General features: G+C 65.5%; 9 protein-coding genes and 4 pseudogenes. All 13 read right to left on the bottom strand.

All coding sequences use genetic code 11. The features are described from left to right. Window positions 1-18: 18 nt before the first annotated feature. The 13 genes and pseudogenes from G3436_RS28780 to hisI all read right to left on the bottom strand — a co-directional run bounded on the left by G3436_RS28780 (window position 19) and on the right by hisI (window position 9,149). Window positions 19-723 (bottom strand): methyl-accepting chemotaxis protein, encoded by a 705-nt coding sequence (locus G3436_RS28780; protein ID WP_420801181.1) that lies wholly within the window; start codon window positions 721-723, stop codon window positions 19-21. Between the two features lie 198 nt (window positions 724-921). Further along, a pseudogene (locus tag G3436_RS28775) lies at window positions 922-987 on the bottom strand (hypothetical protein); the annotation flags it as partial. 83 nt (window positions 988-1,070) lie between these two features. Next, window positions 1,071-1,973, bottom strand: a complete 903-nt coding sequence (locus G3436_RS28770; protein ID WP_420801179.1) for a methyl-accepting chemotaxis protein — start codon at window positions 1,971-1,973, stop codon at window positions 1,071-1,073. A gap of 119 nt (window positions 1,974-2,092) precedes the next feature. Then, window positions 2,093-3,114: pseudogene (locus tag G3436_RS27355) on the bottom strand (methyl-accepting chemotaxis protein). A 107-nt stretch (window positions 3,115-3,221) separates the two neighbouring features. After that, complete coding sequence (locus G3436_RS27350) at window positions 3,222-4,007, bottom strand: methyl-accepting chemotaxis protein (protein ID WP_243667031.1); 786 nt, start codon at window positions 4,005-4,007, stop codon at window positions 3,222-3,224. A gap of 174 nt (window positions 4,008-4,181) precedes the next feature. Next, on the bottom strand, window positions 4,182-4,895 hold the full coding sequence (locus G3436_RS28765; protein WP_420801180.1) for a methyl-accepting chemotaxis protein: 714 nt from the start codon (window positions 4,893-4,895) through the stop codon (window positions 4,182-4,184). Window positions 4,896-5,036: 141 nt separating this feature from the next. Next, window positions 5,037-6,098 (bottom strand): annotated as a pseudogene (locus G3436_RS28760) (methyl-accepting chemotaxis protein); the annotation flags it as partial. 142 nt (window positions 6,099-6,240) lie between these two features. Beyond that, the gene (locus tag G3436_RS06035; protein WP_163942443.1) at window positions 6,241-6,948 is read right to left on the bottom strand and encodes a 16S rRNA (uracil(1498)-N(3))-methyltransferase; all 708 of its coding nucleotides are present in this window, start codon (window positions 6,946-6,948) and stop codon (window positions 6,241-6,243) included. Beyond that, window positions 6,945-7,730, bottom strand: a complete 786-nt coding sequence (gene tatC, locus G3436_RS06030) for a twin-arginine translocase subunit TatC (protein WP_163942440.1) — start codon at window positions 7,728-7,730, stop codon at window positions 6,945-6,947. The genes G3436_RS06035 and tatC overlap by 4 nt, the downstream gene beginning before the upstream one ends. Next, a complete protein-coding gene (tatB, locus tag G3436_RS06025; RefSeq protein WP_163942437.1) occupies window positions 7,727-8,122 on the bottom strand; it encodes a Sec-independent protein translocase protein TatB in 396 nt (131 codons plus the stop codon). Before tatB ends, tatC begins: the two co-directional genes overlap by 4 nt. A gap of 4 nt (window positions 8,123-8,126) precedes the next feature. After that, window positions 8,127-8,395 (bottom strand): annotated as a pseudogene (locus tag G3436_RS06020) (twin-arginine translocase TatA/TatE family subunit). Between the two features lie 24 nt (window positions 8,396-8,419). Beyond that, on the bottom strand, window positions 8,420-8,755 hold the full coding sequence (locus tag G3436_RS06015) for a phosphoribosyl-ATP diphosphatase (protein ID WP_163942431.1): 336 nt from the start codon (window positions 8,753-8,755) through the stop codon (window positions 8,420-8,422). 1 nt (window position 8,756) lies between these two features. Continuing rightward, window positions 8,757-9,149 carry a phosphoribosyl-AMP cyclohydrolase gene (gene hisI, locus G3436_RS06010; protein WP_163942428.1) on the bottom strand — a complete coding sequence of 131 codons (393 nt, stop codon included), beginning with the start codon at window positions 9,147-9,149 and terminating at the stop codon, window positions 8,757-8,759. Window positions 9,150-9,286: the final 137 nt, after the last annotated feature.

The raw sequence follows: 9,286 nt of genomic DNA, 5'->3' as shown, positions 1-9,286 counted from the left end.
AAGAGGCCCGCAGATGCACTACAGGCTGAAGCGCCCCACCAGCGTCTGCAAATGCCCGCCCAAGCGCGCCAGCTCCACACTCGACGCGGCGGTCTGCTCGCTTGCCGTCGAGGTCTGATTGGCAATCTCACGCACCGTCATCACATTGCGGTTGATCTCTTCAGCCACCGAACTCTGCTCCTCGCTGGCGGTGGCAATCTGCTGGTTCATGCCCTGGATGCTCGACACCGTCGCGGTGATCTCGCCCAGTGCAGTACCCGCCCGCCGGCTCAGGTCCACACTGTCACGCGTCAGCGCCCGGCTGCTGTCCAGCAGCGACACCACCTGCGCCGTGCCGCGGTGCAGGTTCTGGATCAGCGCCTCGATCTCCTCGGTGGACTGCTGGGTCCGTTGGGCCAAGCCGCGCACCTCGTCGGCCACTACCGCAAAGCCGCGCCCGGCTTCCCCGGCGCGTGCCGCCTCGATGGCGGCATTGAGCGCCAGCAGGTTGGTCTGCTCCGATACCGACTTGATCACCACCAGAATGCTGCCGATGCGCTCGCTCTCACCCGCCAGGGTGTGCATCGCCTCCATGGAGCGGTCGACCTGCTCTGCCAGTTGCTCGATCTGCCCGATGGCCTCGTTGACCACCTGATCGCCCTGGCGCGACTGGGCATCGGCCACGGTGGCCGCCTCGGAGGCGAACTCGGCATTGCGCGCCACCTCCAGCACCGTTGCAGTCATCTGGTTCATCGCCGTGGCCACCTGGTCGGTCTCGTCGCGTTGGCTGCCGACCACCGTCTGGGTCTGTTCGGCCACGCTCGACAGCTGGCCCACTGCCGCAGCCAACTGCGCGGCGCCCTGGCCAATCCCGCCGATCAGCTCGCGCAGGCTCACGCTCATGGCCTGCATGCTGTTCTGCAACTGGCCCAGTTCGTCACGCCGGCTGACCTGCAGGTTGCCACGCAAATCTCCCTGGGCGATGCGTTTGGCCGCGTCCAGGGTCACCTTCAGGGGCACGGTGATCTGTTCGGTGATCAGCCATGCCGCCAGCACCCCGATCACCAGCGCCAGCGCTGCCAGGCCACTGATCACCGTGCGTGCGGCCTGGGCCTCGCGGTCGCGCTGCTGGGTCTGGTGTTCGCTGAGCAGGCGGCTGGTGTCGCGCAGGCGGTTGCCCAGGGTCTCCAGGGTGTTTTGCAGCGCTCGACCTTCACCGCCGCTTGCGCGTAGCGGTTCAAGGCGCCGCTGTACTGCGCCAGCGCTGCGGCGGCGGCTTGCAGTTCTCGGTTGTTGCGTTGGCCCAGCCCGCTCAGGGCCTGATCGAGTTGGCCCAAGGCAGCCTGGGCCCCGCTCAGCGACGTGGCGCCGACCTGGGCGAAGGCACTCATTGGCTCGAAGGTGTAGGCCGGCAGCCGACTCTGCTGCATGGCATTGTCGATATGGCGTTCCAGGGTGGCCTGTTGCTTGAGCGCACGGCTCTGGCGATCGCCAGTCTGTTGCGGGTCGATGCTGCGCAGCAGGTGCTGCTCCAGCGCATCGGTTGTGCCCGTGAGACGTTGCTCGTCGGCCTCCAGCGCCTTGAACAGCGTCTGGCGCGCATCGACGGCCAGCAGCAGGTCGGCAAAGCCGGTCTTGTAGCTGTGCACCACCTCCAGGTTGTCGGTGACACGCTGACGGTCGTCGGGTGTGCTGAAATGCTCCAGCATCCTCTGCAGCAGGGTGTCGAGCTCGCCCAGCGCCTGGCTGATGCCATCGCGGCTCTGGCTGTCGGCCAGGACCCTGAAGGTAATCCGCTCGGCACGCAGGTCGCGGCTGATGTCGTTGATGCGGGCAATCTCGGACAGGCGCTCGGAACTGTCGATGGATTCGTTCAGCGCCTTCCAGCCGCCGAACGTGGTCGCCAGCGTAAGCAGCAGCACAATGGCAAAGCCCAGGGTCAGTTTCAGCCTGACACTCATATTGTTCAGCAAGCGTGACAAGGGTCCGAGCATGACGAATCTCCGGTGAGGTTAAGCTGTAACGCCCGCGTGAAGCCAGGCGCGCCCATGACTGCTCATCGGCCAGCGCCTGCCGAGCTGGACCTGCATGTGTCGTAGGAGAATTCCCTCATTTACGTGGGAAGTTTGAAAGCGCCGACCAGCGTCTGCAGGTGCGTGCCCAGGCGCGCCAGCTCGATGCTGGCCGCGGCGGTCTGTTCGCTGGCGGCGCTGGTCTGGTCGGAGATGTCGCGTACGTTGATGACGCTGCGGTTGATCTCTTCGGCCACCGCGCTCTGTTGTTCGGCGGCGGCGGCAATCTGCTGGTTCATGCTCTGAATCGACGACACGGTGCTGGTGATGGTGTCCAGCGAGGTGCCGGCGCGGCGGGTCAGTTCGACACTGCTGACGGTCAGCTCGCGGCTATCGTTCATGATCGCCGACACGTCCTGGGTTCCGCGGTGCAAGCCGCTGATCAGCCCTTCGATTTCCTCGGTGGACTCCTGGGTGCGCTTGGCCAGGCTGCGTACTTCGTCGCCACCACGGCGAAACCCCGCCCGGCTTCGCCTGCGCGTGCGGCCTCGATGGCGGCGTTGAGCGCCAGCAGGTTGGTTTGCTGGGCCACCGACTTGATCACGTCGAGCACGCTGCCGATCTTGTCGCTTTCGCTTTTGAGGGTGCCCATGGCCTCGCTGGAGTGCTCGACGGCGACCGCCAGGCGTTCGATCTCGGCGATCGCCTCGCCGACCACGCGTTCGCCCTCGCTGGCCTGCTGGTCGGCCATCTGCGCCGCCTCGCTGGCCTGTTCGGCGTTGCGCGCGACTTCCTGCACGGTGGCGGCCATCTGGTTCATGGCGGTGGCTACCTGGTCGGTCTCGACCTTTTGGTTGTTGACCCCGGCGCTGGTCTGTTCGGTCACCGCCGACAGTTCTTCGGCAGCGCTGGCGATCTGGGTCACACCGTCGCCGATGCCGCCGATCAGGCGGCGCAGGCTGACGGTCATGCGCTGGGTGCTGCGCTGCAGGTCGCCCAGTTCGTCGCGGCGTTGCACCTGCAGGTCATGCGCCAGGTCGCCGCTGGCGACGCGTTCGACCAAGGCCAGGGTCTCGTTGAGCGGGGTGGTGATCTGCTGGGTGATGATCCAGGCCGAGGTCACCCCCAGCAGCAGTGCGAACAGGATCGCCAGACCCAGGGTGGTGCGGGCGGCAACGGTTTCGGCGTCCACCAGTTGGCTTTGTGCCAGGGTCAGCTCGTCGCTGATGCTCAGCAGCGTGTCGCCCAGTTGCGCCAGTTGCGCGAGGGCGTTGTCACTGGCCTGGCGCGAGGTGCCGAATGCCAGTACTGCGCCACGGTAGTCGGCCAGCGCGGTGCTGGCGCCTGCAGGGCATCACGGTAGGTGGCGGGCAGCTTGTCGGGCAGTGCGCGCAAGGTGGCGGCGGCCTGATCGATGGCATCGAGTGCGGGCTGTTCGAACTCGGCGCGGCCACTGTAGGTGTAGCCACGTAAATGAAAGCGCGCCTGCTGAATCTGCTGGTTGACCGCGACCAGGCTGGCGAAGCCACTCAGGTTGCCGGCCTCGCGCAGGGGCTGTTCGATCGGCTCGAGCAGGCCGGTGGTGCGGTCGGCGCTGCTGCCCAGTCGCTCGCGGGCCTGCTGGCGGGCCAGTGCCAGTTGCTCAAGCTCGTTGAACAGGCGGCGGTACTGCCCCAGCGTGTCGCTCTGGCGCTGCAGGCGGGTGAGGTTTTCGGGCACGTTGAGGCGCTGTTGCAGCGCCTGGATACGCTGCGCCACATCGTCGAGCTCTTTTTCCATCTGTTTGCCGGTGGCCGGGTCCAGATTGCGCTCGTAGACCAGGCGCTCATTGCGTACATCCTGGATTTCCTTGTTGGCCAGGCCGATTTCGGTGAGCTTGTCGCTGCGGTCGGCGAGGTTGTTCAGGGTTACCCAGCCCACCAGGGCAATCCCCAGGGTCAGCAGCAGGACCAGGGCAAAGCCCAGGCCCAGTTTCAAGCGGATACTCAGGTTGCCCAGCATTCGGTTCAGGAACATGGTGGCTCTCCGGCACATTGGATGGTTCGCGACGCAAGGAATCGCGGTCAATCCGGTCTCATCGGCGGGAGCGCGCAGGTCTGGACCTGCAAATGCTGTAGGAAAATTCTCTAATTGATGGGTGGGCAAACGGCGCCCCGGGCGCCACGCATTGCGCGTGGTGCGGGGGCAGGCTTACAGGCTGAACCTGGCCACCAGGGTTTGCAGGTGGGTACCCAGGCGTGCCAGCTCGACGCTGGAGGCGGCGGTTTGCTCGCTGGCGGCGCTGGTCTGGTCGGACACGTCGCGCACGTTCATCACGCTGCGGTTGATCTCCTCGGCTACCGCGCTCTGCTGCTCGGCGGCGGCGGCGATCTGCTGGTTCATGGCCTGGATCGACGACACCGTGCGGGTGATGGTTTCCAGCGAGGTGCCGGCTCGGCGGGTCAGCTCGACGCTGCTGCCGGTCAGACTGCGGCTGTTGTCCATCACCGTGGCGACCTGCTGGGTGCCGTTCTGCAGGCCGGCGATCAGTGCCTCGATCTCTTCGGTGGACTGCTGGGTACGCTGGGCCAGGCTGCGCACCTCGTCGGCGACCACGGCAAAGCCGCGCCCGGCTTCACCCGCCCGGGCGGCCTCGATGGCGGCGTTGAGGGCCAGCAGGTTGGTTTGCTGGGCCACCGACTTGATCACGTCGAGTACGCTGCCGATCTTGTCGCTTTCGCTCTTGAGCTGGCTCATGGCCTCGCTGGAGTGGTCGACTTCGGCGGCCAGGCGTTCGATCTGGGCGATGGCCTCGCCGACCACACGGTCGCCCTCACGGGCTTGCTGGTCGGCCATCAGCGCCGCTTCGGATGCCTCCTCGGCGTTGCGTGCGACTTCCTGCACGGTGGCGGCCATCTGGTTCATGGCGGTGGCCACCTGGTCGGTCTCGACCTTTTGGTTGTTGACCCCGGCACTGGTCTGCTCGGTGACGGCCGAGAGTTCTTCGGCGGCGCTGGCGATCTGGGTCACGCCGTCGCCGATGCCACCGATCAGCTGGCGCAGGTTCACGGTCATGCGTTGCATGCTGTGCTGCAACTGGCCGAGTTCGTCACTGCGCTCGATCTTCAGGTCCTGGCGCAGATCGCCGCTGGCGATGCGGTCGACGGCGCCGAGGGTATAGCGCAACGGCACGACGATCTGGCGGGTAATGGCCCATGAGGCGAGGATGCCGAAGAACAGCGCCAGTACGGTGGCCAAGGCCAGCATGGACCGGGCATGGCTGGATTCCTCGTCGCGCAACTGGGTCAGGGTTTGCGTCAGTTGCTGGCTGAGGTCGAGCAGCACGCTGCCTTGTTCGCCCATGCGCCCGAGGGCCTGTTCGCTGGCGACCTGCGCCTGGCCGAACTGTTCCACGGCGCTGCGGTAGGCGGTCAGCGCCTGGCCCGTAGCCTCGAGGCTGGCGGCATGTTCGGTGGGCACCTTGGCTGGCAGCGCGAGGATCACGGCCAGGGCCTGGTCGATGGCGGTGAGCGCGGTCTGCTGGTACTCGGCTTTGCCGCTGTAGGTGTAGCCGCGGACCTGGAAGCGCGCCTGCTGCAGCAGTCTGTTGGCCTGTACGGCGTTATCGAAGGTGTTGATGTCGCCACCCTGCAGCAGGCCTTGTTCGACCTTGGCGAGCAGGGCGGCGGCCTTGTCGGCGCTGTTGCCCAGTGCTTCGCGCGCGGTTTCGCGGGCTTGGGTGGTCTGCTTCAGGTCGGCGAAGGCGCGCTGGTAGCGATCGGCGGCTTCGGCCTGTTGTTGGAGGCGGTTGCCGCCTTCACCGACGGCTACGCGTTGCTGCACGTCCTTGAGTTGGCGTTCGAGGTCGGCGAGGTTTTTTTCCACGGCCTGTGCGCTGGCGGCGTCGTGGTTGCGCTCGTAGTTCTGGCGGGTGATGCGCAGGTCCTGGGTGGCCTGATGCACCTGGGAAATCGCGCCCAGCGTGTCGCCGCGGGTGGTGATGCCATTGAGGCCTTGCCAGCCGGTCAGGGTGATGACCAGCGTCAGCAGCAGTACCACGCTGAAGCCGATGCTGAGTTTGAGCGTGACACTGACATTACCCAGGTGCTGGGCTAACCAACGGTACATGGTGTGACTCCAATGCGGGCAGGCGAGGCGGATTATGGGTCTGGTGCCATTGCATCGGCGTAGGAGCGTAAAACTGAAGGCGTGTATGAAAGGCTTCGCCGGCAAGGCCGGCTCCTACAGGGGCGGATGAGTCAGGGGTCCCCTAGAACAACCGCGCCAGCAACGCGGTCACCGCTGTCTCCACACGCAGGATGCGCTCGCCCAGTTGCACCGGGCTCAATCCGGCCTTGCCCAGCAACTCGACTTCATACGGAATCCAGCCACCCTCCGGGCCAATTGCCAGGGTCACCGGCTCATCCAGGCCGCGCGGACACGGCGGATAATTGCCCGGGTGCCCCACCAGCCCCAACGTACCCTCGACAATCGCCGGCAGGCGGTCCTCCACAAAAGGCTTGAAGCGCTTCTCGATGATCACCTCGGGCAACACGGTGTCACGTGCCTGCTCAAGGCCAAGCACCAACTGCTCGCGTATCGCCGCCGGCTCCAGGAACGGGGTCTGCCAGAAGCTCTTCTCGACCCGGTAGCTGTTGACCAGAATCAGCTTGCCCACGCCCATGGTCGCCACGGTCTGGAACACCCGGCGCAGCATTTTCGGCCGCGGCAGGGCCAGCACCAGGGTCAGCGGCAACTTGGCCGGCGGGGGCTGGGTGAATTCGACCGACAACTCGGCCTCATGCCCCTCCAGGCGCAGCACCGTGGCCTGGCCCATCAGCCCGCCCAGGCGCCCCACGCGCAGGGTGTCGCCCACCGCCACGCGGTGGATCTCCTGCATGTGGGTAAAGCGTCGGTCGCCCAGCACCACACGGTCGGCCGCGACGAAGTCGGCCTCCTCAAGCAGCAGCAGGTTCACGGCTGGGTGGCTGGCGGCTGGTCGTCAGGCTCGTCGGCCTGCGGGTGCGCACTGCGCTTGCGGATCAAGCCACCAAACAGCACGCCCACCTCGAACAGCAGCCACATCGGCACGGCCAGCAACGTTTGCGAGAAGATATCCGGCGGGGTGAGCACCATGCCCACCACGAAGCAGCCGATGATCACGTAAGGGCGGATCTTCTTCAGGTACTTCACGTCGACCACGCCGATCCACACCAGCAGCACCACCGCCACCGGGATCTCGAAGGCCACGCCGAAGGCGAAGAACAAGGTCATGACGAAGTCCAGGTAACTGGCGATGTCGGTCATCATCGACACGCCGTCCGGCGTCGCACTGGCAAAGAAACCGAAGATCAGCGGGAACACAAGGAAGTAGGCAAACGCCATCCCGGCATAGAACAGGATGATGCTGGAAATCAGCAGCGGCACCGCAATGCGCTTTTCATGACGGTACAGGCCCGGGGCGATGAAGCCCCAGATCTGGTGCAGGATCACCGGGATCGCCAGGAACAGCGAGACGATCATGGTCAACTTGAACGGCGTGAGGAACGGCGAGGCCACATCGGTGGCGATCATCGTGGCGTTGGCCGGCAGGTGCTCGCGCAGGGGCGCCGAAACCAGGGTGTAGATCTGCTGCGCGAACGAGAACAGGCCGGCGAAGATCAGGAAGATGACCGCCACACAGCGCAACAGGCGTGTACGCAACTCGGTAAGGTGCGAGACCAGCGGCATCGGCTGGTCGTGTTCCGGAATTTCGCTCATGGGGCCCGCGGCGGTTGTGTCGGTTCGGTGGACGGTGGCGCTGTTGGCGCGGCTGGCGCAGGTGCAGGCTCGGCAGCGATCACCACGCTGTGCTCGGCAGGCGCCGGCTCGCTGCCTGGGGTGGTCGTCGGGTCGGGTTGCACCGATTGCGGATTGAGGATGCGCCGGGCTTCCTGCTCCATGGAGAGGATGTGCTCGTTGTGCAGCTGGCGACGGATGTCGTCGGCGCCAATCTCGCGCTCCACCTCGTTCTTGATCGCGTTGAAGCTGCGTTTGAGCCGGCCGATCCACAGCCCGGCGGTACGCGCGGCCCCCGGCAGGCGCTCGGGGCCGAGCACCAGCAGGGCGACCAGGCCGACAAGCAACAACTCACTGAAGCTGATCCCGAACATGTGCTCACTCTTTCCTGGTCGGCTCTTCGACCTTGTGCACCTGGCCGTCGAAGGTCTGCGGCTGGTTCAGCGGCGCATTGGTCGGCGTGGGGTCGGCTGGGCAGGCTGCACCGAGGGTTGCGCCGGCTTGTCTTCGTCTTCGTTCATGGCTTTCTTGAAGCCCTTGATCGACTCGCCCAGGTCGCTGCCGAAGTTCTTCAGCTTCTTGGTGCCGAACACCAGCACCACCACCACCAGCAGGACGATCCAGTGTTTCCAGTCAAAAATACCCATGGTGCAATCCTCGATTGAATTCGGTTAGGCCGAGGGTTGGCGCGCGGCCTTCTCATCATGGCCGGACAGGCCGAAGCGGCGGTCCAGCTCATCCAGCACCGCCTGCGGGTGCTGGCCCAGTTGCGCGAGCATGACCAGGCTATGGAACCACAGGTCGGCCGTCTCGTAGATGACATCGCTGCAGTCGCCGCTGACGGCGGCGTCCTTGGCGGCAATGATGGTCTCGACCGACTCTTCGCCGACCTTCTCCAGAATCTTGTTCAGGCCCTTGTGGTACAGGCTCGCCACGTAGGAGCTGTCGGGGGCCGCGCCTTTGCGCGCTTCCAGCACTTGGGCCAGGCGGGTCAGGGTGTCGCTCATGTCAGTGTCCTGCGCTGTAGATGGCATGCGGGTCTTTCAGGACCGGGTCGACGGTGTTCCACGCGCCGTTCTCGAACACGCGATAGAAGCAGCTCTCACGACCGGTATGGCAGGCGATATGACCCAGTTGCTCGACCATCAGGATGATCACGTCGGCGTCGCAGTCCAGGCGCATTTCATGCAGCTTCTGCACATGCCCGGATTCCTCGCCCTTGCGCCACAGTTTGCCACGCGAGCGTGACCAGTAGATGGCACGCTGCTCGGCGGCAGTCAGCTTCAGGGCCTCGCGGTTCATCCAGGCCATCATCAGTACGCGCCCGGTCTTGTGGTCCTGGGCGATCGCCGGTACCAGGCCATCGCTGTTCCAGTTGATCTCGTCCAGCCAGTCTTTCATGTTCGACTCCAAAATAGGCCACGGTCCCGCACCGATGCCACCTGCTAGTGTGCCAGCCATGAACCGGGCTGGCTATCGGCGCACCACCAGGTACAGGCCGGCGGCCAGCATCAGCCAGGCCGGCCAGGCGGCCGGGG

Origin of the sequence: Pseudomonas brassicae (assembly GCF_010671725.1) — a bacterium.
Taxonomy (GTDB): domain Bacteria; phylum Pseudomonadota; class Gammaproteobacteria; order Pseudomonadales; family Pseudomonadaceae; genus Aquipseudomonas; species Aquipseudomonas brassicae.
The sequence above is the reverse complement of the archived record's forward strand: the minus strand, read 5'-3'. Positions and strand labels throughout refer to the sequence as shown.